The following is a 25,917-nucleotide window of genomic DNA, read 5'->3' on the forward strand; positions in this document are numbered from 1 at the left end:
TCCTTTCAATTCAATTAAAATCATTTGAACGAATATGTATTTACAATATCGTACAGATTATTATAATTCCTGCCGCAATCAAGAGGCTGCCGATTCCTCCGACCATGCAGCCTGCATGATTTTGCTCTTTTTTTAAGAGTCCCCAGATGGAAAGTCCGACACTGACAATCGCCAGAACAAAGGCTGCTACTCCTAGTATACCGACAATAAGTCCACCCTTTCCTTCTGCCAGATATGACAGATAAACGGCAGAAAAAAGAAGAATGATCTGGATGATTAAAAGTATACTTGAAGCAATTCCCTGCCAGGAAACTCTGCGCACACCGTATCGTGCGGCATTGCTGCGCTCAACTTTCTGTGCTTCCATAAAAACCCCTTTGGCTTATCAGAACAGGATATTCTTTCGTGCCCCTAAGAGACGGCCACCCTGAATCAATGCCAGGATACCGCCAGCCACACAGGCAAGTCCTGCTACTACTGCAATGATACCAGTAACAATACTGGAGATTCCTGCGGAATTAACCGTTTTATACAGCTTTTGTTCCATATCATCACCCAAACCTTTCTTCAATTTTTGCTTGATTTTTATTTTGCACCATACTGCTTATAATACTCATCAATTGCTGCCTTAATGGTATCATCAATAATGATCTTGCCCTTGTATGGCTTGTTGTAAAGATGTTCAATTACTTCCTGCATTGTAACAATCGCACGGATACGGATGCCAAACTTCTCCTCAAGCTCTGCAATAGCGCTCTTCTCGCCTGTTCCTCTCTCCATACGGTCAACAGAAACGCAAAGACCAGTTACGGTCACGTTGCCCTGTGCCTGAATGATCGGCATTGTCTCATTAATGGACTTGCCAGATGTAGTTACATCCTCGATCATCATAACACGGTCTCCATCGTTGATCGGACCGCCAAGCAAAATGCCGACATCGCCGTGATCCTTTACTTCTTTACGATTAGAGCAGTAGCGCACATCGGTATCGAACTCATCACTAAGAGCGATAGCAGTTGTTACAGACAGTGGAATTCCCTTATAAGCAGGTCCAAACAGCACATCAAAATCACTGCCAAAGCTCTCATGAATTGCCTTTGCATAATACTCACCGAGCTTCTTTAACTGAGAACCTGTGCGGTAATAACCTGTGTTTACAAAAAATGGTGTCTTTCTGCCACTCTTAGTTACAAAGTCGCCAAACTTTAAAACCTGGCAGTCAATCATAAATTCAATAAATTCCTTCTTGTACTGTTCCATACCAGAAATCTCCTTTTTTGTTTGCGTTTTACGGCAAATGATTATATCATAGAATACCTTAATATTCAAGACTTTCCATCTTTTACTTTACAATTCCGATCAGATCGGTCAGACGGGCAACCTTTTTCTCGCGCATATATGCTTCAATTCCCTGCACAGTCTCTTCTGCTGCATATGGATTAAAGAAGTTTGCTGTTCCAATACTTACTGCGCTTGCACCTGCCAGAATAAATTCCAGTGCATCCTCTGCACAAGCAATACCTCCCATTCCGATTACAGGAATCGAAACTGCATTTGCTGCCTGGTAAACCATACGCACAGCAATAGGTTTTATTGCCGGACCTGAAAGACCGCCTGTCTTATTTGCAAGTGCAAAGCACTGACGGTTAATATCGATCTTCATTCCTGTCAGAGTGTTAATAAGAGAAATTGCATCAGCACCGCCGGCCTCTGCTGCCTTTGCCATAACAGTAATATCTGTTACATTAGGGCTTAACTTCATAATTACAGGCTGCTTTGCCTTTGCTTTTACAGCCTTTGTGATTGCCTCGACTGCTTTTGGATCCTGTCCAAAAGCAATTCCGCCCTCTTTAACATTCGGGCAGGAAATATTAATCTCAAGCATATCAACAGGCTCATTTCCAAGGCGCTCCACTACCTCTAAATAATCTTCTGTACTTCTTCCGCACACATTTACGATGATCTTTGTATCAAACTGCTTTAAATACGGAATATCGCGCTTGCAAAACAGATCTATACCAGGATTTTGAAGACCAATCGCATTGAGCATACCGCTATGTGTCTCTGCAATTCTTGGTGTTGGATTGCCTGGCCACGGTACATTGGCTACACCCTTTGTCACAACAGCTCCTAATTTGTTTAAGTCAACAAACTCACTATATTCCGCACCAGAACCAAATGTGCCTGATGCAGTCATAACTGGATTTTTTAAGGTTACGCCTGCGATTGTAACACTTGTATCAAAAGCAGGTGCATTTTTTTCTGCAGTCATATTCATACTCACAGCTCTACCTCCTCTGCTTTAAATACAGGACCGTCCTTGCAGACTCTGGCGTTATGCACATTTGAATGACCATCCACATTTTTTGTCTGACATACACATGCAAGACAAGCTCCGATTCCACATGCCATACGCTCCTCAAGAGAAATATAACATGGAATCTTTTTTTGTGCAGCAAGCTCTTTAATTGCACGAAGCATTGGCTTTGGACCACAGGCAAAGATTATATCTGCATCAAGGTTATTTTCCTTTATTGCGTCAATTACAGTACCCTTTGTTCCGCTATTTCCATCCTCTGTTGCATTGTAAACGCTGCTGCTGGATGCGAACTCATCCTGTAAAAAAAGTTCGCTTCGATAGCCTAAAACGGCAGTCACATCACTTCCAGATTCCTTAAGGCTTTTTGCCAGACCAAGCATTGGCGGAATACCGATTCCACCTCCGATTACCATTGGCTTTTTTCCAGTTTCCGAAAAGCCATTTCCAAGCGGTCCCATAATCTCGACAGCATCGCCTGCCTTATAGGCAGAAAACTCCTTTGTTCCTGCTCCGGCAATTCGATATACGATGCGCAAACGTCCATTTTCCTTATCAATTTCACACAGACTGATTGGTCTTGGAAGAAGCTTGTCTGCATCCTTTGTGTATAATGTTATAAACTGACCTGGAATCGCTTCTGCTGCGATGTCCGGTGTCTCAATCCACATGCTGTAAATATCGGTAGCGATACATTCCTGTGAGAGAACAACCGCACGTTCCTTCTTTTTCATACGTTATCAAAACCCTTTCTAATCAATTTTAGAAGATGGATGCAATGTCTGCGATCATTGCTTCTGCTGCTGCTCTTGATGCTTCTGCAAAATGCTCTGGTCCAAACTTGCTGTATGCTTCCTGCTTATAAGCTGCAATAATTCCTCTTGAGGAGTTTACAATTGCACCAAGACCATCCTCATTAAAGTATGGACGAAGACTTGCAGCAGTACCACCCTGAGCACCGTAACCTGGAACAAGGATGTAGCTCTTCGGCATTACCTTACGTAAGATTTCACCCATCTTTGGATATGTTGCACCAACAACGCAGCCAACGTAGCTGTATTCATCGCCCATTGCATCAGCACCCCATTCAGCAACCTTCTCGCCAACAAGCTCATACAGCGGTCTTCCATCGATCAGACGATCCTGGAACTCACCACTTGAAGGATTAGAAGTCTTAACAAGAACAAAAATACCCTTCTTTTCTTCCTTGCATACATCAACAAACGGCTTGATGCCATCAGTTCCAAGATAAGGATTTACGGTTGCGAAATCTTCATCAAATGCAGTAATTTTTTTGCTTCCAACAGTTACTTTTCCCAGATGACCAACTGCATATGCAGCAGAGGTAGAACCGATATCGCCTCTCTTTACATCACCAATTACAACAAGATCCTTTGACTTACAGTAATCAACAGTCTTCTTATATGCAGCAACGCCCGGAACACCAAACTGCTCATACATAGCAATCTGCGGCTTTACAGCAGGCACGATATCATAGATCTGGTCTACAATTGCCTTATTAAACTGCCAGATTGCTTCTGCTGCTCCCTCTAAGGTCTCTCCGTACTCCTCGAATGCCTTCTTCTGAACAAATTCCGGCACATAATTTAACATTGGATCAAGGCCTACTACAACTGGTGCTCCCATTTTTTTGATTTTGCTAACAAGTTTGTTAATCATTTTTTATCTCCTTCCTGTATTTGATTTTCAATTTTTATTGCTCATTTTCATAAATGATTTTTCCATCGGCAATAGTTAATGCAACACGTCCCCACACCTTCTGACCATCAAACGGGGTATTTTTTCCCTTTGAAGCAAAAGAAGCTGCATCAATGACATAAGATTCATCTGGCATAATGACTGTGACGTCTGCACAGCTTCCAGGCTTTAATGTTCCCTTATCAATTCCAAGAACCTTTGCTGGATTTGTACTCATATAAGCGATCATCTGCATTGGTGTCAGCCAACCTGTACGGACAAGGTTTGTTATTGTAAGTGCAACTGCTGTCTCTAATCCAACAATACCAAATGGTGCCTGTGTAAATGGCTTTGCCTTCTCGTCAGCATGATGAGGTGCATGATCTGTTGAGATAACCTCCATAACGCCATCCTTTAATGCCTGCTTAATAGCCTCTACATCTTCCTTAGAACGAAGCGGCGGATTCATTTTATAGTTCGTATCTTCTGCTGATGGAATATCCTCATCTGAAAGTGCAAAGTGATGCGGGCAGACTTCTGCCGTCAGCTTAACACCCATCTCCTTGCCCCACTTTACCAGATTAACGCTTTCTTTTGTCGAGCAGTGACACAAATGAAGCTGTGCACCTGTTTCATTTGCAAGCAGAATATCTCTTGCTGTAATAATATCCTCTACTGCATTTGAGATACCTGGAAGACCCAGTTCTTTTGCACGCTTTCCTGCATTCATGCAGCCACCGTGAACAAGATTAATATCCTCACAATGAGCAAATACTGGAATATCACATTCAGCTGCCTGCAGCATTGCTTCACGATAAACCTCAGAATTCATAACGGATTTTCCATCCTCGCTGATTGCAACAATTCCAGCTGCCTTTAATGCTGCAACATCAGTTGGCTGTTCACCCTTTTGACCTACCGTAACAGCACCAACTGGAAGAACATGAACACCACATGCTGCTGATGCCTTGTCAAGAACTTCCTTTACCACCTCAGGGCAATCAGTTGAAGGCTTTGTGTTTGGCATAGGGCATACAGTTGTATAACCGCCATGTGCTGCTGCCAAGCATCCTGTTTCAATAGTTTCCTTATATTCAAGTCCCGGATCACGGAAGTGAACATGAAGATCGATCAAACCTGGCACAACCCAACCACCGGCTGCATCAATCACGCGATCAGCCTGATTCGCAGAAAAAGCCTGTTTCTCGCAGATGATGCCATCCTCGATCCACAGGCTTTCCTGAACGTCAAGTTCCCTGGAAGGGTCCAAAAGCCGTCCATTTTCAACCAAAATACGCATTGCTTCTCCTCCATTTCAACTTTTTTCGTTTTTATCTAAAATATCATAACATAAATACAGGCGTTGCACAAGAGATATTTTGCTTCGATTATTATATTGTTGTTTTTTCGCTTGCTTTTTTTTATTTTAGCGTTATGATAGTGAGAGCATCTACTAAAAGGAGTAACTATTTTTTATGAGCAGCAAATCACATGAAATGGATCTATGCAGCGGATCCCTTTGGAAAAAAATTTTTGTGTACAGCGTTCCGCTGATGTTTACAAACATCCTGCAGGTTTTGTTTAATATGTCAGACGTGGCAGTAGTAGGAAAATTTGCAGGAGCGATTGCACTCGGTGCTGTTGGTTCTACCAGCATTCTTGTCACGTTATTTACTGGAATTTTGCTTGGTCTTGCCAGCGGTGTAAACGCACTAACTGCACTTCACATTGGATCAAAGGATGATGAAGGGTTAAAGCGCACTGTACATACTGCGGTAATTATCTGTCTGGCAGGTGGTATTTTAATAACTGTATTTGGCATTCTTTTTTCTCACAATATTCTTGCTTTAATGAATACAAAGGATGAACTTATTGATGGAGCTGTATTGTACCTTCGAATCTATCTGCTTGGTATGCCTGCACTTGGATTATATAACTTTGGAAATGCGGTGCTTAGCGCTGCCGGAGATACGAAACGACCGCTATATTATCTTGCTTTCGCAGGTGTTGTAAATGTCATTTTAAATTTATTCTTTGTTATTGTATGTCACCTTGGTGTTGCTGGTGTTGCACTTGCAAGTATGATTTCACAGTTCATCTCTGCATTTTTAATCTTGCGGGCGCTGTTGACAGGAAAGGAAAAATATTGTCTGCGTTTATCAGAAATTCGCTTTGACAAAAGAAAAGCAGTCGGTATTTTACAAATTGGAATTCCTTCTGCTTTCCAGTACTCACTATTTGCCTTCGCCAATTTGTTTGTGCAAAGCAGTGTCAATTCCTTTGACCATGTTCTTGTAGAAGGAAACTCTGCCGCTGCAAATGCAGATCCTCTTGTATATGATATGATGGCTGCTTTTTATACAGCCTGTTCCAGTTTTATTGCCCAAAATTTTGGTGCACGGAAAAAGAAACGTATTCTGCAAACCTATTTGATATGTTTGTTTTACTCTTTTATTACAAGCTTAGTACTTGGTGTAGGCATTTATCTTGCAAGATATCCGTTTCTTTATCTGTTTACAAGTGATAAGGCTGTTGTGGAAGCTGGTATTACAAGACTTTCCATTATGGCGCTTTCTTATAGTGCCTCGGCTTTTATGGATGCTTCCATTGCTGCCTCAAGAGGTCTTGGAAAGACAGCTGTTCCTACTTTTGTTGTTGTTATGGGATCATGCGTATTTCGTATCATCTGGATATATACGATATTCGCCTATTTCCATACCATCCAGTCGCTATACATCCTATATGTATTCTCTTGGGGAATCACTGCAATTGCGGAAAATATATATTTCTTCCATGTTTATCGCCATACACTGACAGAAAAAAAAGAATTGTGTTAATAAAAAAGACCTTCCGCTGTTCATTTTTCAACGAACAACTGGAAGGTCTTTATTTAATTATTTCTAGAACATTTTTCTGCATCCATAGCCAAAACAAACATTAATACATGCAATGCATCTGATGGTCGTGCAATATCTAATACATAAGTATCTGTCATATGAAACAGTTCCTTTGAGATTTGCGCAATATTTCGTCCGTTTGAATCTAAGATAGAATAATCCCACTCAGTCCAGCTTCCCTCAATCTGCCAGCCATTGAAATCAATATTATATCTTGGCTTAAAAAAAGTAAATTCCTTGCTGATTTGTCCAATATACCGACAATTATTTTGCAGATCATATTCGTAGATTTCAAATTTAGGAAGAAATGTTAAAAACTTTTCCTGTACCATTCCTATGCGATTATTATTTGCATCATAAATCGTCAGGCAATGTCCAATTGAAAGCTGACCTTTTACTGTGTATACAGTTTCTTCATTATCATCGTAAATATCATAGCTGTCAAACCATGAAAAAAATCTCTGTCGAAATAACAACCTCATTACATCATTCCTCCCTTACGTCAAAATAAATGCCAAATATCCCCACTCCCACACAACATCATCAAAACAATCCTGCATGTACTCGTAAATGTCATCTTCCTCATATCCGGTCATACGACAAACTAACGTGATTGTGTCGCGTATCTTTTCATATGTCAACGAACCATTTTGTATCCAATCCAGAAAAAGAAATTGTTTGATCGCTGTATATTCAAGTGCAATCCATTCCAGATGAACAATAAAATCCTGCAGGTTTCCATCAGGAAGAAGACAGTCTGATTCAATTTCTGCTGTCAGAAAGCTTCTAAATAATTCCTGCCATTTTGAAAAATGATCATTAAATTTTCTTTTCTGTTCCAAAAGGAATGTGCTGTTTTCTTCCTCAATTAGTCTTGCTTTGTTAAGCACATCCTTTAGCTCACTCTTATACAAGCCTTCTCTTTCATAATTAGTTGTCAAATCTAAAAACAATTCATTTTGTTCAAAAATGGCTGATTCCTGATCAGAAGGAATTTTCGAAATGGCATCCGCCAGTTCTTTTTGAAGCTTTTTTGTTTTATACTCTTTAAGATTCTTTTTAATCTGAGCATTGAAATCATCTGAAAATAAGAAATCTTCATTACTGTTTTCCTGCAAAATACGCCATAGCTCAAGTGCAGCAAAGAAAATATGTTTTAAATTTTCCTGTGGATCAAATTCTTTTCTTCTCATCCAATCAGAAAATATGCTGCGTACATTTCTTAAAAAATTTAATTCACTAAATTCAGTATTCTTCTTTCCTTCTATGTTTTCAGTATCCATTTCAATATATTTACAATCTGGATATTTTTTCATCAAGTCAATAACAGCTGGACATGACGGCATAAGGAAAAATTCTTCTTGATCTAAAAACTTATGAATTTCTCTTGGAAAAACACGGCATGTCTTTGATAAAACGTCATCGCCAAATGTACATACCAGACGGCACAGCTTTTGTTCATTTAAGAAAGGACATATATGTTTTTTATTTAATGCAATTACGCGCATGTTGTCCTTTTTTTGTGTGTATTGGCTCATATTCTTTCGAACTGGATATACATTCTCTGGTGCTTGTAATTTCTTCCATTTTTCATTTGTCTCGTCATCCACTTCAATCTTCCACTCACGGCAGCAGGTGAATGGACATTTATTGGCAGTGCAGACAAATTCATCATAATATTCTGGTTTTCTAATTGTCATATAGTTTTCTTTAAGTTCTCTTTCTTTTTTATTGTTTCAATCCACAGTCGGTAATTTCACAGATAGCAATTTTTAGTGGTGATTTGGTGGGTTAATGTGTGTATTTTAAGAGGGAAGTTTTGGGCGGAAATTTTATCTAATTTAAGTTATGCTATTTTTATGTTATGTATTTTATATACTCCACCACAAATTATTTTCCAACTTACCCCACATCAAACACTAAAATCTTCTCTCTGCTATCATTTCCATCAAACAAATCTCTGCAGTCAATCTCATCAGAAAACATCAACTCATCTTGCGTCATCAAAAAACTCACATATTCATCTGACGGATAATAAAACATAAGCTGAATCGGCCTTGGATTCTCATAATAAGATTCAAGAATCCTTGCTACTACTCTCTTTAGGATTTCTACCGAAAATGGATTAAAGAAATAGCAAAAACTCACATCTGATGGTACTTTATAATTTTCTGCATTGGCAAGAACAAATTGTGTACGCGCACCTGAAACCGCATTTTCTCTGTTTTGTTCTGCTCCTGCAAAAATACGCTCATCATACTCAATACCAACACTGTGGCAACGCGTCTGATATGAAAGAAAAAAGCACACTCTTCCCTTTCCTGTTCCATAATCCAAGACTGTCTGCTTTTTTTGAATCAAACCACTGTTAGCCAATCGCTCTAATACACAATATGGTGTTGGCTCATATGGATAACAAAAGGCATCTGCATGACTGTCATCACGCCCTGTAGTTTTAATTTTCAACATTTTGTCCCATTGACTCTCCAACTGCTCTTCACTTTGTCCCATTCGCTGCATTCCTTTCTTATTTCTGTTGTGTTTTTTTGCTACTTTCTTCATTTGAGGAATCAAGCAGATCTGAAATAGTGTAGCCACGCTTCGTTCCCGGAAGCTGGACAGCTGATGCCAACCCGACACTTTGCATCTGAAGCGCATATGCCTCACTGATTCCTGCATATTGTGCCGTACTAGTACCCTTTGCACCATCTGACATCAAGAAACGATGAATTGCCGCACTTCGGATTGAAATCAGTGAATATGGTTCTAATATAATACCTGTATCAATTACTTCCTGCTGTGCCTTTCTGCATGCTCTTTGCAAAACAGACGCCCTCATCTGCCCACCATATTTATTGTGTAAAAGCCAGTCATCGCCATAATATCCGCCCATTGAAAAAAAGTGCTCGATCTCTTCCATCAAGTCTTCTCGTATAACTATCAAACGTTTTGCCTTACCAGGAACGGACAGCATACATGTTCCATCCTCTCCATTTCTGATAAATGAGCTAGTCTGAAGCTCAATAATCTCACTCGGTGCAAGTGCACATTCATAAGCGAGAAGCGCTGCAACATACACCTGAATATCTGCCTTCTTCATTGCCTGCAAAATAGATGCCATCTGCACAGCCGTTGGATATTTGTTCACCTTTGGTGTTGGTGCATGCGCTGGATTTAAAAACTGATCTGACGTCTCTACATACGATGGATGATTTATACTGTAAAAATCCAGAAAGCCAATAATGGCATAATAACGTATTCGCGATGTAGAAACAGAAATCTCACGCTTTACAATTTGATCTGGCATTACACTATTTACATACAAAACCCATTCTTCTGGTGTAATCTCATGAATCGGTTTTCGGTAATAATCACAAACTAACAAAATTGCACCAATATATGTTGACCGTGTTCTCTGGTTTTTTAATGTTTGTTCCCAATGATCAAGCGTCAACAAATCTTCACTGCTGAACGTATAGTCTTTTTGTTTTGCCAACAGCTTTTCTGCAGAATTTCTTCGCCTTTTTTTAGATGATGTCTGACTCTCCTCCATAAGCTGCCTCCTTTATTGACTTAGTAGTAAATTTCTTTTAATTAAGTTATGCTACTTTTATGTTATTGTTATATCAAATTTCCAATGATTTGTCAACAAAAAAAGCTGATACAGACAATCTTTTCATTGTTCTGCATCAGCTTTTTTGTATTACTTATCGTCTTGTATATCCCTGTCCACATCCAGGTGCCTTTTCTTCAAGCTCTCCTTCTGTGTAATAGCTTGCTCTAAATTCCATATTGATCTGTGAAATTTCCTTTTCTCCCTTAATATAAGCATCATACATATCCCACAGGCTTATTCCACAATTATCGCTACAGCCATCATCATCTGGAATCCACTCTTTTATCAGTGCAATACGTTCTTCTTTTGTAGTATCCTTAATTAAAAAACTCTTTGTATTCATGATTCTCTTACCTTTCTAATTTATTTTAACTATTTTTTTGAGCCTCAATACGCTCTGCCAAATCACTTAAATACACCCAGCGTTCCATTTTTTGTTCAAGGAGTGCTTCGCTTTGTTCTTTTTTCTCTGACAACTCTCTCAGACGCACAAAATCAGTCGCCGCCGCATCCATATCCTTTTCAAGCTGTTCAATTGTTTCCTCCAGCGTTTGAATATCTTCTTCAATCGTGTTATATTCTCGCTGTTCAAGGTAACTAAAGCGAAGTTTCTGCTCTCTTACCGGTTTTTTCGTTACTTCTTCTGCCTTTTGCTGTTTTTTCTTTTCCTTTTCGCGCTCTGCTCTTTGTTTTTCTTCCTCCTCAGCTTGTTTCACAGCTGCATAATCACTATAACCGCCTTCATACTGGCGCAATGTGTGATTTTCTTCAAAGGCAAACATACGGCGCACACAACGATCCAAAAAGTATCGATCATGTGATACAGTTACCACAATTCCTTCAAAACGGTCAAGATAATCTTCAAGAACTTCCATCGTGCGAATATCAAGGTCATTGGCCGGCTCATCCAAAATCAAAAAATTTGGTTCTTCCATAAGGACGCGAAGAAGATAGAGCCTCTTCTTTTCTCCTCCAGAAAGACTTTTAATCAGCTGCTGCTGCACGACTGGCGGGAATAAAAATCTATCAAGCATAACGGATGCAGACACGCTTCCCTCTGGTGTGCGAACATATTCTGCGGTATCACGAATGTAATCGAGTACTTTCTTATTCGGATCCATATAGGCAACACCTGCTGACGGATCTGATGCAATCTCCTGTGTATAATAACCAATCTTAAGCGTCACACCTGCTGTTCTTGTACCTCTAAGCGGCATAATTGTTCCTGCTAAAATCTTCATAAGTGTAGTTTTTCCGCAGCCATTTGGTCCTACAATTCCAATTCTGTCTCCTTTTAGAAAAATATAGGAAAAATCATGAAAACACTCATGACCCGGATAGCCACCTGCCAGGCCTTCCACTTCAAGCGTTGTCTTTCCAAGACGGCTTGCAACACTGTCCAGCTGCACAGTGCGATCTCTAACTGGTCCACGCTGCTCCTGTAAATTTTCAATTCGCTGAATATGAGCCTTCTGCTTTGTAGAGCGCGCACGTGCACCACGATTTAACCATTCCAGCTCAGTTCGTAACAAATTCTTCCGTTTTGCTGCTGCAGAATCTTCATTTTGCTCTCGTTCTGCCTTTTTTTGCAGATAGCCCGAATAATTTGTCTCGTATGAATATAAACTTGCATGATCTAATTCTGTGATGCGATTTGTTACCTGATCAAGAAAATATCGATCATGTGTTACCATAATCATGGCTCCGCGATAGCGTCTGAGATAATCTTCCAGCCAATCAGCCATCTTTGTATCAAGATGATTTGTTGGCTCATCCAAAATTAAGATATCTGCTGGACGAAGAAGCGTCTTAGCAAGCGCAGCGCGTTTTTTTTGACCACCTGAAAGCTGACCACATGGCTGATTAAAATCATTCAGCTCAAAAGTCATCAGCAATGTCTTGGCATCTGGTTCAAGAATCCATCTATCTTCTTCCTTTTCTCCCTGCAGCACATACTCCAACACACTCATATCTGCCGGCATCTGCGGATTTTGTTCCAGGAAACGAAGTACAACATGATTAGCCACTGTACGGCTTCCCTCATCTGGCACTTCTGTTCCTGCTAATATACGAAGAAGTGTTGTTTTTCCTGTTCCGTTAATTCCAATTATTCCAACCTTCTCACCTTCATTCAAATAAAAGTTGGCCTGCTTTAGCAGTACTTTTTCTCCATAACTTTTTTGTGCTTGTTCCAAAGACAATAAATTCATTTTCTTTATCCTTTTGACTTTAAATTAACTACATGAATCGGTTTTCCATGTACATAAGCGCTTAAATTTTCAACAGCTATATCCATCAATCGCTGTCTTGTTTCTTTTGCTGCCCATGCAATATGTGGCGTAATCAATACATTCGGTGCGCTTAAAAGTGGACTATCTTCTGGAATTGGTTCAGTTTCCACAACATCCATTGCCGCATAACTAACCTTGCCAGAAACAAGTGCTTCTTTTAAATCTTGTTCACAAATCAGCGGACCTCTTGCTGTATTTAGCAAAATTACACCATCCTTCATTTTTGCTATGCTGTCTTTTCTAATCATTGCCATGTTTTCCTTAGTTAATGGACAATGCAGGCTAATTACATCTGACTCCTTATATAATTCCTCAAGGCTTACTGAACGTACATGCTCTGTCATAAGTTCTTCTTTGATTCCATGATGACCATATGCAATCACATTCATACCAAACGCAACTGCCAAACGTGCAACTGCCTGTCCAATATTTCCATATCCAATGATTCCCATTGTCTTTCCAGCAAGCTCCATTGATGGATAACTCCAAAAACAAAAATCAGGACAACTGCTCCATTTTCCAGCCATAACCTGAGCTGAATGTGCCCCTACATGATGACATATCTCTAACAACAATGCCATTGTAAGCTGTGCAACTGCCTGCGTACTATATGAAGGAATATTGCTGACCGGTATTTGTCGCTCATCCGCTGCCTCTAAATCTACTGTATTATAGCCAGTTGACAATGTACCTATAAAACGAAGTGCCGGGCTTGCCTCAATGATCTTTCTTGTGATGACAACCTTATTAGTAAAGACAACCTCTGCCCCATCCATACGAGATAAGATCAGTTCTTTCGGTGTTCTGTCGTATACAATTACTTCTCCAAACTGGCGAAAACCATCCCAGCTTAAATCGCCAGGATTTTCTGTATATCCGTCTAATACCACAATTTTCATATTCTCACCTTTTTTCTTTTTTTCGTTGACAGTATACCATCTTTCACACAGACAGGCAAGCGCTTATTTTCTGACAAAAGAACCTGCTAGTGCATCAACACTAACAGGTTCTTATTCTCTAATTATGTTTTTTCAAAAAAATAAAGCGCGAGACGGGATTCGAACCCGCGACCCTCGCCTTGGCAAGGCGATACTCCACCACTGAGCCACTCGCGCATAAAATCTACAGAATCTCTTCTGTAAAGCGGGTGATGGGAATCGAACCCACGTATCTAGCTTGGAAGGCTAGTGTTCTACCATTGAACTACACCCGCACAATGCCCAAAGCTGGAATCGAACCAGCGACACGAGGATTTTCAGTCCTCTGCTCTACCAACTGAGCTATCTGGGCATTTCATAAGCATCAAGTTTTCTTTCTAAATGCCAACAAAGAGTATTTTACAATATAATCAAGAAAATGTCAAGTATATTTTTTCTTTTTTTTACTTAAGTTGTCAATATATGGTTGCAGTTCAAATTCAGCACTCTTGAAATTATCATCATGTAATATGTTTTTTATACCTTCCAAAGGAAGCCTCGCCCCTTTAGTGGCGATTTTGCAATGTGGCTTGAGATTATTTTAATTATTCAGCCACTTCATCCAGATGTGGATCTGGGATGTCATCACCGCCAACATAAGTTCCACACACTATTGTACGATCAAAACTGTTTGGAACACAGGTAGAAAACGCAATCACGTGTCCATCCTCACTCAGCTTTACATCTCCCTGCATACTGTTTCGCAACTTTAATTCACTTTGCCATTTAAAAAAATCCTCTCCCCATCCGTCAAAAGATCTCTGAAAAACATCTGCTGCGCGATGGCACTGGAAAATGGAGAAAATCTGATAACGGTAGTTACCTTCCGGAGTCAGAATCCAGAAATATGGTTCTTCATCGTATAAGGTTTGATCTTTAAGCCTGGCCAGATCTGACAACATCGAACCATCACGAACATTATGACCATAGATAATAGAGTATGGTGATGAAAAATCATCTGCCATACGGTAGTCCATAAAAATGCAGCCTGCTTTCGAGATATCACTTGACAGGTCGTAAGTTCGATGCACATAATATTCATTGTCATCAGCCTGCAAAACAGGATAAGATATCTGCGGCAGTCCTGTAAAATATACCCAGCCAATAATATCCTCATTGATTTCCTTTAACTCATCCCAGTCAACAGAAATAGGAGCACTTTTTGAAATGCGCTTTCTTTTTTTTCGATACTTTTTTCCCCCATTCTCCAAATATTCCTCAGTTGTTTTCAAATAATCTTTTGTTGTTTCTTCTGCTTCGTTTTCTTTTTCTTCCGATTTTATAACCTCATCGCGAAGATCAGAATATAAGTCACGATCTTTTGAGTAAGCTGCATAGTAGCAATAAAGCTTCCATCCAGCACACGCTACCACGCAAAGCAAAACAAACAAAAGCACAAGAAGCAACACGGTGCTGATTCTGATTTTCTTCTTTTTCATAAATGTATCCAAAGCTCCTTTCTAGCAGATTCAACTTGTCTCATGGATTATTTTTTTCAGGATTCCCCGAAGGGAATCCCTTCAGGCTTTTATGCCTGTTTTCTCTTTCTTCTCACCAGTGTCGTTGCTACTGCTACTGCGGCTGCGAGTGCTGCCAGCAGGCCCAGTACATACAGCATCGGGCTTGAATCATCTCCTGTTACTACTGGCGGAATCGCAGGCTGTACAGGTACGCTTACCGTCTGATCCTCATCTGTAATATCACTGTGATCAACGATTTGGTTACTCTGTGTGTCATACAGTGTCTCAAAGACTACCAGTGTCTTTCCCTGCAGCTTTGTGGTATCAAATGTGAAAGTTACTTCTACACTTCCATCTGATGCCTCAGCTGTAAAGGTAGTTTCTGCGGTTACACCAATCGGCTCTCCGCTTGCCTTATCCATAATGGTTCCCTTTACCACATAGGTCTTTCCCGCCGTCAGACCCTTGTATGTTACGGTATCCACTAAAATTACATTTGTTCCCAGTACCATGGTCTTTGAACCGTCAGTACCATTTACTGCTGTTGTGTGAATCTCCGGATAAGAGATTGTCTGGTCCTCATCTGTCAGATCTTCATGGGTTCCAATGGAGATTCCCTCATAAATGACATCCTCGAAAGCAACGATCTTCTTTCCTGCCAGTGCAGAAGAATCAAATGTGAACTCAAGAATGATGCTTCCGTCTACTTCTTCGGCAACGAAGGTCTTTTCTGCCGTTACTTCCTTTCCGTCAACTGTTAACGGCTCGCCTGTTTCCTTAAACATAAGTTTGCCGCTTACGGTATACTCCTTGCCAGGAATCAGGTTCGTGTAGAATACTTCATCCAGTACTGTAGTTTCCTTTGCAACAACACCGTCATGATCGCCGGTTACTTTATCTGTTGCGGTTGTATGAATCTCCGGGATATGGACGGTCTGGCCCTCATCGGTGATGTCGGCATGTACCGCTACTTCCTTTTCCTCTGTATACAGAGTCTCGAAAGCAACCAGTGACTTTCCTGCTAATGCGGAAGAATTAAAGGTAAAGGTAATGTCGATGCTTCCCTCTTCGGTTTCTGCGATAAAGGTTTCACATGCGATAATATCATTGCCCTCGGCATCTGTGATTACTTCTCCGTTAACCTTATCAACAAGCTTTCCGGTCATTACATACTCGCGGCCAACCTCTAAGCCCTTGTATTCTACTGTATCAACGATAACAGCATCTTCCTTCGCCTTTTCGATGTGGTCCTCAGTATCCTCTCCGATTGCCGTTGTCTTGATTTTTGGAACATAAACTGTCTGATCCTTGTCCTCAATGTCAGCATGAACTGCGATCTCGATACCCTTATACTCTAAGGTTTCGAATGCTACTACAGTCTTTGGAGCAACAAGTGAAGAATCGAATGTAAAGATAACATCAACGCTTCCCTCGGACTTCTCAGGTGTAAATGTAGTCTCGGCAGTGATCGGCTTATCGTCGATAAGTACCTCTTCACCTGTCTCCTTGTTCATAAACACTCCCTTAACGGTGTACTCCTTGCCGGGTAACAGATGACTGTAATGTACGGTATCAATGATGGTTGCAGTCTCTTCGGACTTCGTATGGTTAATCTCAGTCTTCTGATCGGCTGCCGTGGTGTGGATCTCTGGAATATAAACCGTCTGGCCCTCATCGGTAAGATCGTGATGTCTTCCGACCTCTTTGCCTTCCGTGTAAAGAGTTTCGAATACAACGGTTGTTGTACCTGCAAGCTTAGAAGCATCCAGTGTGTAGGTTAATGTGATTGTCATGTCTGCCTTATCAGCAACAAAGGTTTCCTCGGATACGATCTGCTTTTCATCAACAAGAAGCCCCTTTCCAGTCGTCTTGTCCATCAGAACACCCTTAACAGTATACTCGTTACCAACCTTCAATCCTGTCAGTGCAACTTCATCAGTAATTGTTACCTCTTTGTTTGCACCAGTTACATGATCCTCAGTGTCAGTTGCGGTTGCTGTGGTATGGACATCCGGGATATAAACGGTCTGGTTCTCATCCTCAATGTTCGCATGAACAGCGACTTCGATTCCCTTGTACTCCATAGACTCAAATGCGACTACGGTAGTTTCTGCGATTGCACTTGCATCAAACTCAAATACAATGTCAACGTTTCCTTCTGCCTTTTCAGCAGTGAAAACGGTGCTTGCAGTTACTTTCTTTCCATCAATCCGAACAGCTTCGCCGGTTGCCTTGTTCATCAATGTTCCAGTGACAGTATATTCCTTGCCTGGAAGCAATGAAGAATAGATAACTATATCAATAATCGTAGCCTTTGGCAATGCCTCACTGTGATCAATTTTTGTAATGCCATCCTTTGCATTGGTACGAATCTTTGGAAGGTATACCGTCTGTGCCTCATCCCCGATCTCTGCATGGATACCGACTTCCTTACCTTCAGTGTACAGAGTTTCGAATACAACAATCATGGTATCCTCTAATGCTGATCCGTCAAATGTAAATGTTACATCAACGGTTCCGTTCTTTTCTTTTGGAGTAAATGTGGCAGAAGCAGTTACCTTCTCACCATTTACCGTGATGTTTTCTCCTGTTGCCTTATTCATAAGAACACCCTTTACGGTGTACTCTCTGTCAACTTCAAGTCCTTCATAGGAAACAGTATCAACAATGGTTACATCCTTCTTTGCCTCTGTTACATGATCCTTTGTATCATCTGCGATTGCAGTGGTATATACCTTCGGAATGTAAACTGTCTGATCCTTGTCGGTGATATCGGCATGTACGGCAATCTGGATCTTCTTATATGTAAGGGTTTCAAATGCAACAACTGTCTTAGGTGCTACAACACTTGCATCAAAGGTAAAGATTATATCAACACTTCCCTTGGACTTTTCAGGAGTGAATATGGTGCTTGCCGTAATCTCTTTGCCGTCAGCCAGAACAACCTTTCCTGTTTCCTTATCCATCAGTGTTCCGCTTACAGTATACTCTCTGCCCGGAAGCAGATTTGTATATGAAACTGTATCAATGATGGTGGCTGTCTTATTTGCCTCGGTATGGTTGATCTTTGTTGTCTGATCCTTTGCAGTTGTATGAATCTCTGGGATATATACTGTCTGCTCTGCATCCTCAAGGTCAGCATGTGCTGCCAGAAGTGCTCCGTCAGAATAAAGGGTTTCAAATACAACTGTTGTAGTTCCTGCAAGCTCTGATGCATTCAGGGTGTAGGTTAACGGTATTGTCATTTCACGTGCATCGGCTGTGAAAGTTCTTCTTGCGGTAATTGTATTTCCATTTACCATGATCGGCTTTCCAGTCTTTGCATTCATTAAAGTTCCGCTTAAAGTATACTCTGTGCCAAGCTTCAGTGCCTTAAGTGCTACCTGATCGGTGATTGTAACCTTCTCGTTAGCACCGACAACATGATCTTTTGTGTCGTTGGATGTTGCTGTTGTATGTACTAATGGGAAGTACTCGGTTTGTCCTTCATCTCTGAGAGCAGCATGGACTGCCACCTTCTTTCCCTCAGAATACATATCCTCGAAAGCAACCGTTGTCTTTCCTGCAAGACATACGCCTGAGAACTTAAATGTCACGTCAATTGTTCCGTTTATCTTTTCAGCGACAAACTCATTTGACGCAGTAATCTTATTTCCTGCATCATCAAGAAGTGCATTGCCGGTTTCCTTATCAACAAGGGTACCGACTACTGTGTATCTGCGTCCGATTTCAACACCATTGTAACGCACGGTATCGATCAGAGTGATATCTTCGTCTGCCGCGCTGTTATGACTTCCATTTTCAGAATCAAAGATGGTTGTTCTGAGCTTTGGAACATATATGGTCTGGTCAGTATCGGAAATATCTGTATGAGAGGCAACGGTATTGCCGTCCAGCTCAAGGTATTCATAGACTACTAACTTTCGGCCACCAATTTCTGAAGCATCAAAATTGAAAGCAACATCTACTGTTCCGTCAGGTGTGGTCGGAACAAACTCAGTACTTGCAGTAATGGTCTTTCCGTTAACCATCAGGGCATTTCCTGCGGATGTCATTAAAACACCCTTCATTACATATGTTTTTCCAGGAAGCAGATGTGTATAGGTTACGGTATCAACAACAGTTACATTGCTGTCTGCTTTTACCTGATTCAATCCGGTATTGGCATCGAGTGCCTTTGTGCGGATCTTTGGAATATATACGGTCTGGCCCTTGTCATTGATATCTGCATGAACGGCATATTTTTTACCGTCATGATCAATCTGCTCAAAAGCAACAAGTGTCTTTCCTGCTAAGGAAACACCTGCAAATGTAAAGGTGATATCAATGTTTTCATCAGCAGACAGTGCCGTAAACTCCTTTGATGCGGTAATTGCATTGCCGTCATCATCAAGAGCAGCCTCACCTGTCTCTGCATCCATCAATGTTCCAGTAACTGTGTAGGTATCTCCTTTTTTAAGACCTGTATAAGCTACCGTATCCACGATTGTGATGGAATCTGTTGCATTGGATACATGATCCTCGGTTACATTATCGCGTGCCGTTGTCTGAATACCAGGGAATGTAACGGTCTGGTTTTCATCGTCCTTATCCTTATGTTCTGCACAAAACTCTCCATTTACGGAAAGCTCCTCAAATGCAACTACTGACTTTCCAACAAGCTCAGATGCATCGAATGTGAATGTAACATCCTGTGTGCCACTTGTTTCGGTTGGCTGAAAGTCAACCGTTTCTGTCATCATTTCTGTCAGTGCATCTCCATCCTTCACATACAAGGTTCCTGTCAGCGTATATGTCTTGTCCGTATCCAGATTTTTGTATGCTACATGGTCAGTCAATGTCACTGTACTCGTTGCTTCGGTGAAATGTTCTCCATTTACGTCAACCAGTGTTGTTTTAATTCTCATCGGAACGTTGTTGACTGTTCCAAGATCAAGAACTTTTCCGTCAGTGTCGATTGTGAAGGTGCTGGTATACATCTTCATGCTTCTGGTTGCTTCGGTCTTTAACTCGGTGATGGTGTATGTTCCATATACAAATGAGCTGTAAGAATCATTTGCAGCTGTCATGGTTCCTTCACTTCCCATACCAAACCAAAGTCCGGCATCCTTTGCCAGTGAATCCACAACGCTCTGTGGAATGACATCCTTATCACCATACTGGGAAAGAACTACATCGTTTGCATTGGTATTTGTGGTCTTTCCAGTTGCGGAAGTGAAGTTTCCATTCGCATCAGTTAAGATGTAATGTGTTTCGCCTGTTGTATTATTTGTAATCCTGAACGGGATATAAGCAAGTGCTTCATCCGTGTCGGAATTTTTCTTTACGAATGACAGATCTCCACGTACAACGCGGTCCATAAAGGTGACTGCATTTGTATCAGACTCATACTGGATAAATGCTTCTCCCTGATATTCAACTACATCGAAGTAATGGATCTGATCTGTTGTCATTGTGTAGTAATTGTTTGCCGCCTTTTCGCGCACTGCATAGTGACCGACAGGAAACTGCATACCTACATCAATGTTTCCTTCTTCATCAGAAGTCACTGTAGTAATTGTCTGTCCCTTTGTGTAAGTGTCATTTCCGATGGCAACAGAATCATCCAGACAGTAAATCTCAAAAGAGATTCCCTCAAAGCTAGTTCCGCCCATAGTTGCCTTCTTGCTTAACTCGAAGTCATGCTTTTCCATCTTTGGTGAACCGTTGATCTGGAGCTCTGCATATGTTAAAGTTACGGCAGTCTCATCATCCAGAGAAGTTGAAAGAGCATTGCCACTCTTTAAATATACTGCCGAGTTCTCGTCAACAAACTGGAATAAATATACGTTATTAGTCCCGGAAATCGTTGCACCAGTTTTTGCACTGCTTACAATAGCTCCATCTTTTGTAAAGCCTTCCGGTGCTTTTGTTTCTTCAACAGTGATGGTTCCAAGTGGAATAACGTAAGTTCCAGTATGGTTTTTTCCAAAAACTGCACCTGCACTATTACTATTTGGAACAATACACTCGTCTCTTAAGGAAGCATAATAGCTTCCATCTGAATGTTTTTTTGTCTGAATTACCCATACAGTTGGCTTTACCTCTGGATCTGTGTCTGCTGCAATTTCTGCTACACTAGTATACTGCTTCGGATAATAAGTAATCGTATACTCAGCTCCAGATAAGTCAGCTGCCGTAGTTCCATCGCTATTGATCTTGTTTATAACAATACCCAACGGGTCATTAAGCGGAGCATCCTTCGTACTCCAAGTCTGTGGAGCATCAAAAGTAGTTCCTGCCGTTACGGTTACCGTATAAACATTTGTATCCAGTGCATAACCGGAATTTACAGCATCCGTTTCCTTAATGTAATAGGTTCCCTCTGTCAGCTCAACAGACTGAGAATATCCATCCTGATCCAGATACAGGGTCTGTACTTCTGTTGTACAGGAACTGTCACTGTAAATCTTGTAAGTGATATTGGTAAAGTTATAGCAGCTGTTTCCATCCGTCAGTGCCGGATCCGAGGATGTCTTGTGGATTCTAAGGTATCCCGTCTTTGGAAATACGGGAGTTATAGAGAATGAACCACCTGCCCACTGCGCTCTTAGCGAACGACAATAGTAGAAGAAGTAGGCTGTGCCATCTGCATCCTTACTTGTACAGATGATCTTTCCACCCGGCTCAAAGGTTGGGCACTGACCACCAATCTCATTGTTTGCACACGTACCAAACACCCATCCCAAAGAAGCAGAAACTTCCTCGGTTGTATAATATGTAGTTCCATCAGTTCTTGTATATTGAATATTATCAATATCAGAACGGATAATACCCGGTGCGATTTCCGACTTACCGCCAACCGTGTTAAACCAGCCGGAAACATCTGCACTGTCATAATCCCGTGTAACAGAATTAAAATGAACCAGGAATGCCTGCGTTGAAGCATATCCTGCCTCCGTAATATTATTCAATGCATTCGGACCAAACATGGAAGCAATTTCACCTCGTGTCGTATAGATTCCTGGCTTCTCCTCCACGCTAGCGATATATCCACTTGTAATGGTATAGTAATCACCTACTTTAATACCATCAGTAGAATAATTCACATAACAATGGTTCATAGAATCCGCAGTATGCGTAAATGTACGTCCCTGCTTATACGTTCCGTTAACATAATCCTGCGCAGTCTTAAGTGTTAACCCTCCAACTGCGTTATATGCCACCTTAAATTTCTCAGGTGTGTTGGAAATCATATATTTTTCATCCGTATCATAACAATACTGATAAGATGCATTCGGCATGTACCAGCGAATCGTAAGATTAGAATCCTTATACGATGCCGGAATCTTTACAATCATGTTTGTAAGATCAACCGTACACTCATCCGTAATTGCATGCTCGCTGTCGATACTCATAAAATCGACATAAATATCCAGCCCGCTTACTGCCTGTGCATCCTCCGCGAAACCAATGCGCGCAGTAATATACTCGTCATCAATCTCTGTTTTCATTAGTTTCTCACTAATCCATACAAGATCATCACGGCTGCCCTGATAGTTGTAGAAAGAAATCTGATGTTTAATGATTGGGCCATTGTAGTCAATCTTCTCTTCCTTCACATAATCGGTCGGGAATACCAGCTTCTCATCCGCTACTGCCCCGTTTAATGTATAATAACCGGAAAACTTCGCAGCTGCCTCTGACGTGGAGTCTGCCACTACGTTAAAGTCAACCGTCGAACCATAGTTGGAAGATGTAATTCTTGCACCATTCTCATCGGCTGCGCCTATGATATAAGCACTCTCGATATTTCCTGGTACAAAGAAACGTACATCCATTCCCTTGTTTCCGGCTGCGCCGACAACCGCGATGCCTGCCTCTACAGCTGCATCAATTATTGACGTTAATGCTGCATTCTCGGCTGTTCCTACTGCTGACATGGACAGGTTGATTACGGAAACCTTCTTGTCTATCGCATACTGGATTGCTGCATATACGGCAGACACATCTCCCGTTCCATCAGCACCTAATGCCTTGATGGAAAGAATGGATACATCCGGATTCTGCTCTGCAATCAGCTGTGCCATTTTTGTACCGTGTCCGTTTTCATCTGCTGTGTTGTCACCGATCATGGAAACAGACTCCGTGACATTTGCCACGCCATTCACACCTGTATCAATAACGGCAACTGCACCTGCAGCCTTTACCGGATTTCCGGCAACTGCTTCATGCAGTTCAGCAATTGGGTTTTCGTTGGCAGCCATAGGAGCTGCTGCATTCGCACTGTTATCTCCGTATGCTACGGAAATGACGGTATCAACATCAACAAATTCTGACTTTCCGTAGTAGTATGCATATGCATACTTTGCCTGACTCTCAGTTTCATACTGCATCAGGTAAACGCCTGCATAACTTGAAAGAACATGCTCTGGATCAATGATCACGGCTGGGTCTGCGGCTATCAAAAGTCTCTTACTGGAAAAATCAATTGCTGCAAGAGCTTCCTCAGTAAATCCGGCAGACGGATCTAATGCTGCAAACGGATCAGCTTTCTCAACCTCGGTGCTGCCCTCAGTTTCGATTTCACTTGTAGACTCAGCCTCGGACTCAGCCATGGTCTCAACTTCTGTTTCGATCTGGGCAGTCTCTGCTGTTTCCTCGTCATCCGGTCCACGTGTTTCATTTGCAGATGTTTCTTCTGCACCCTCTCCAGAGGTCTGGACTTCTTCTGTACAAACTTCTTCTGTCGTTTCAGGCACCGGCTGCATTTCTGATGCTGACGTCTGTGCTTCACTAGCTGCCGTCTCTGATGTGGTCTGTTCCTGCGTCTTGCTTACTGCCGTCTCTGATACGGTCTGCACCTGTGTCTCTGCAGTTGTTTCCTCAAGCGTGCTTTCGACTGCCACGGACGATGTCTCAAGCTCTGATGCCATGGTGTTTACTGGTGTCAGCGTTGTCGATACGCTCATAAGTACTGCCATCAGTGTAGAAGTCAATCTCTTTCCTTTTTTGTTTTTTAAATTCATCGTCATGCCTTTCTTATGGGAAATCCCGTCAGAAAATCTGACAGAATCTGTTTGTTGCTTATTGCCTGCCTTTAAAACAGGCGGTCCTCTTAGACGATCCATAACTGTTTTCCTTTCTGTTTCTTCCACGAAAAAAGGTCATGGCATCTCTGCCACAACCTTTACACAGTATTCTGTGTTTTCTCGCATGTCCAAACTGAACACAATGTAAAAAGAGCATGAAAAAAGCACCAACAATAAATCCTGTTATTTTCAGAAGTTATGCAGATGCTTTTTCTTATGTATTGTTATTTATTTATTAATATCAAAAATCCTCTTGCATCGGATTTCTTACTTTTTGACTCTGGTATCTTGATATATTACTTTCATTTTGCTGCTCCGCAGCCAGAGCAGGTATAACCAGTAATTACTGTCTCATCCCATGCTGCCTGATCCACTACCTGTTCGTTGTGACCTGTTGCATCATGATGGACGATTGTCGTCTCTGCCTCGTGATGAACTGTTTGATATGTTGCCTCGTGATGAACTGTTTGGTAAACAGCATCATGGTGCGTTGTTCCAACCTGCATCCATTCATCATGCCAGCTTGACCAACAGCCAGCACCCATATGAACATCAATATCTTCATTTGGATCTAAAAACTTATGACCACACTCATTGCAAATTCCAACCCATGCATAAACCGGTTCATCATACGCATCTGAAATCATCACATTTTCATCATACGCATCCTGAACCAGTACCTGCTCATCCCATGCCGCTTTTATGATCACTGTCTCGTCCCATGCTGCAAAGTCCTGAACCCACACAGTCTTATACGTTGCATCATGATGGACAACAGATGTCACTGGAACCCATGCATGTGTATGTGCTGTTGTCTGCGGCTGTGTTTCAGGTACTTTGGTTGGCGCTGTCGTACTCGGGCTTGTCGTTGGTGTGCTTGTTGTCGGAGCAACCATACTCGGTGTCGCTGGCTTAGTATCTGGTACTTTGGCACTTTCTGTTTCTCTGACTGCATCCTCTGTGTCCGAATCGGACACGGCTTCGTTAGTCTGTTTTGCTCCCAGATAAAATACCAACCAGTGATTCGTCTCGGACTGGTAACTGACTAACGGCAGACGATTATACTCATCCTCTGTACACATTACATCCAGAGTATTTTCCTGAAGCTGCCCATCCACTGTCTGATACAGTGTAATATCCGCATCCTCTGGAATCTGGAGATTAAAGTCATATGGCTCATCAGTTGTCTGCTGATAAGAAGTAATATCATACAAGGCAATAGTATCATAGTTCTGATAGTCCGCTGTTTGTTCCAGAAGCTGGGCAATGATTGGTTCATCTACGCTGATCCCGGTTACACTGTACTCTTCTGAATCCAGGCTATCCTGAAGTGAAAACAGCACAACTTCAGGCTCAGACTCTACTTCAACTGTTTCTTCTGTTGACTGCTCTGATTCTGATGATAATTCCATCTCTTCTGCATCAACGTTTGGCGCAGTAAGAGTCTCTAGTTCAACTATAATATATCGATCTATAGCTTCGCTTTTTTCTTCTGCCGTAATCGTCCATGAAGCAGATGCCGTTAGTGATACAGCTAACATTACTAACAGCCATTCTGCTTTTTTATTGCTCCATTTCTTCATCCTGTTC

General features: G+C 41.4%; 18 protein-coding genes and 3 tRNA genes. 1 reads left to right on the forward strand and 20 read right to left on the reverse strand.

All coding sequences use genetic code 11. The features are described from left to right. Positions 1-40: 40 nt before the first annotated feature. From LKD48_RS06825 to LKD48_RS06855, 7 genes are all read right to left on the reverse strand, one after another. Entirely contained in the window at positions 41-367 is a 327-nt protein-coding gene (locus LKD48_RS06825; RefSeq protein ID WP_118612833.1) for a hypothetical protein, read from the reverse strand. A gap of 18 nt (positions 368-385) precedes the next feature. Beyond that, a complete protein-coding gene (locus LKD48_RS06830) occupies positions 386-547 on the reverse strand; it encodes a hypothetical protein (protein WP_227100459.1) in 162 nt (53 codons plus the stop codon). 38 nt (positions 548-585) lie between these two features. Continuing rightward, the gene (gene pyrE / locus LKD48_RS06835; RefSeq protein WP_066561964.1) at positions 586-1,260 is read right to left on the reverse strand and encodes an orotate phosphoribosyltransferase; all 675 of its coding nucleotides are present in this window, start codon (positions 1,258-1,260) and stop codon (positions 586-588) included. Between the two features lie 82 nt (positions 1,261-1,342). After that, positions 1,343-2,278 carry a dihydroorotate dehydrogenase gene (locus LKD48_RS06840; protein ID WP_308731580.1) on the reverse strand — a complete coding sequence of 312 codons (936 nt, stop codon included), beginning with the start codon at positions 2,276-2,278 and terminating at the stop codon, positions 1,343-1,345. Between the two features lie 2 nt (positions 2,279-2,280). Then, positions 2,281-3,051, reverse strand: coding sequence for a dihydroorotate dehydrogenase electron transfer subunit (locus LKD48_RS06845; protein WP_262535848.1), 771 nt, complete (start codon positions 3,049-3,051; stop codon positions 2,281-2,283). A gap of 28 nt (positions 3,052-3,079) precedes the next feature. Beyond that, positions 3,080-3,997, reverse strand: coding sequence for an orotidine-5'-phosphate decarboxylase (pyrF, locus tag LKD48_RS06850; protein WP_262535849.1), 918 nt, complete (start codon positions 3,995-3,997; stop codon positions 3,080-3,082). Between the two features lie 34 nt (positions 3,998-4,031). Continuing rightward, the gene (locus LKD48_RS06855; RefSeq protein WP_227100457.1) at positions 4,032-5,315 is read right to left on the reverse strand and encodes a dihydroorotase; all 1,284 of its coding nucleotides are present in this window, start codon (positions 5,313-5,315) and stop codon (positions 4,032-4,034) included. A gap of 175 nt (positions 5,316-5,490) precedes the next feature. Between LKD48_RS06855 and LKD48_RS06860 the strand changes: the two genes are divergently transcribed. After that, entirely contained in the window at positions 5,491-6,852 is a 1,362-nt protein-coding gene (locus LKD48_RS06860) for an MATE family efflux transporter (RefSeq protein WP_308731567.1), read from the forward strand. A 53-nt stretch (positions 6,853-6,905) separates the two neighbouring features. Here the strand turns inward: LKD48_RS06860 and LKD48_RS06865 are convergent, their stop codons facing one another. The 13 genes from LKD48_RS06865 to LKD48_RS06925 form a co-directional block, all read right to left on the reverse strand. After that, positions 6,906-7,394: an LURP-one-related/scramblase family protein gene (locus tag LKD48_RS06865; protein ID WP_308731568.1), complete on the reverse strand. Its 489-nt coding sequence runs from the start codon at positions 7,392-7,394 to the stop codon at positions 6,906-6,908. 15 nt (positions 7,395-7,409) lie between these two features. Continuing rightward, positions 7,410-8,612, reverse strand: a complete 1,203-nt coding sequence (fliB, locus tag LKD48_RS06870; protein WP_308731569.1) for a flagellin lysine-N-methylase — start codon at positions 8,610-8,612, stop codon at positions 7,410-7,412. Between the two features lie 202 nt (positions 8,613-8,814). Continuing rightward, positions 8,815-9,423, reverse strand: a complete 609-nt coding sequence (locus LKD48_RS06875) for a class I SAM-dependent methyltransferase (protein ID WP_308731570.1) — start codon at positions 9,421-9,423, stop codon at positions 8,815-8,817. Positions 9,424-9,439: 16 nt separating this feature from the next. Then, positions 9,440-10,465, reverse strand: a complete 1,026-nt coding sequence (locus LKD48_RS06880; protein WP_308731571.1) for a site-specific integrase — start codon at positions 10,463-10,465, stop codon at positions 9,440-9,442. A gap of 154 nt (positions 10,466-10,619) precedes the next feature. After that, positions 10,620-10,871 carry a hypothetical protein gene (locus LKD48_RS06885; protein WP_118612841.1) on the reverse strand — a complete coding sequence of 84 codons (252 nt, stop codon included), beginning with the start codon at positions 10,869-10,871 and terminating at the stop codon, positions 10,620-10,622. Positions 10,872-10,896: 25 nt separating this feature from the next. Beyond that, positions 10,897-12,738: an ABC-F family ATP-binding cassette domain-containing protein gene (locus LKD48_RS06890; protein ID WP_308731572.1), complete on the reverse strand. Its 1,842-nt coding sequence runs from the start codon at positions 12,736-12,738 to the stop codon at positions 10,897-10,899. A gap of 5 nt (positions 12,739-12,743) precedes the next feature. Further along, the gene (locus LKD48_RS06895; RefSeq protein ID WP_066561928.1) at positions 12,744-13,718 is read right to left on the reverse strand and encodes a D-2-hydroxyacid dehydrogenase; all 975 of its coding nucleotides are present in this window, start codon (positions 13,716-13,718) and stop codon (positions 12,744-12,746) included. 144 nt (positions 13,719-13,862) lie between these two features. Next, a tRNA-Gly gene (locus LKD48_RS06900) sits at positions 13,863-13,934 on the reverse strand. Positions 13,935-13,961: 27 nt separating this feature from the next. Beyond that, a tRNA-Gly gene (locus LKD48_RS06905) sits at positions 13,962-14,032 on the reverse strand. A 4-nt stretch (positions 14,033-14,036) separates the two neighbouring features. Continuing rightward, positions 14,037-14,109: transfer RNA gene (locus LKD48_RS06910), tRNA-Phe, on the reverse strand. A 232-nt stretch (positions 14,110-14,341) separates the two neighbouring features. Beyond that, positions 14,342-15,235 carry a class B sortase gene (locus LKD48_RS06915; RefSeq protein WP_066561930.1) on the reverse strand — a complete coding sequence of 298 codons (894 nt, stop codon included), beginning with the start codon at positions 15,233-15,235 and terminating at the stop codon, positions 14,342-14,344. Between the two features lie 89 nt (positions 15,236-15,324). Beyond that, entirely contained in the window at positions 15,325-24,366 is a 9,042-nt protein-coding gene (locus LKD48_RS06920; RefSeq protein WP_308731573.1) for a VaFE repeat-containing surface-anchored protein, read from the reverse strand. 263 nt (positions 24,367-24,629) lie between these two features. Beyond that, complete coding sequence (locus tag LKD48_RS06925; protein WP_308731574.1) at positions 24,630-25,910, reverse strand: hypothetical protein; 1,281 nt, start codon at positions 25,908-25,910, stop codon at positions 24,630-24,632. Positions 25,911-25,917: the final 7 nt, after the last annotated feature.

The sequence above is a fragment of the Anthropogastromicrobium aceti genome, assembly GCF_020687335.1.
GTDB classification, from domain to species: domain Bacteria; phylum Bacillota; class Clostridia; order Lachnospirales; family Lachnospiraceae; genus Anthropogastromicrobium; species Anthropogastromicrobium aceti.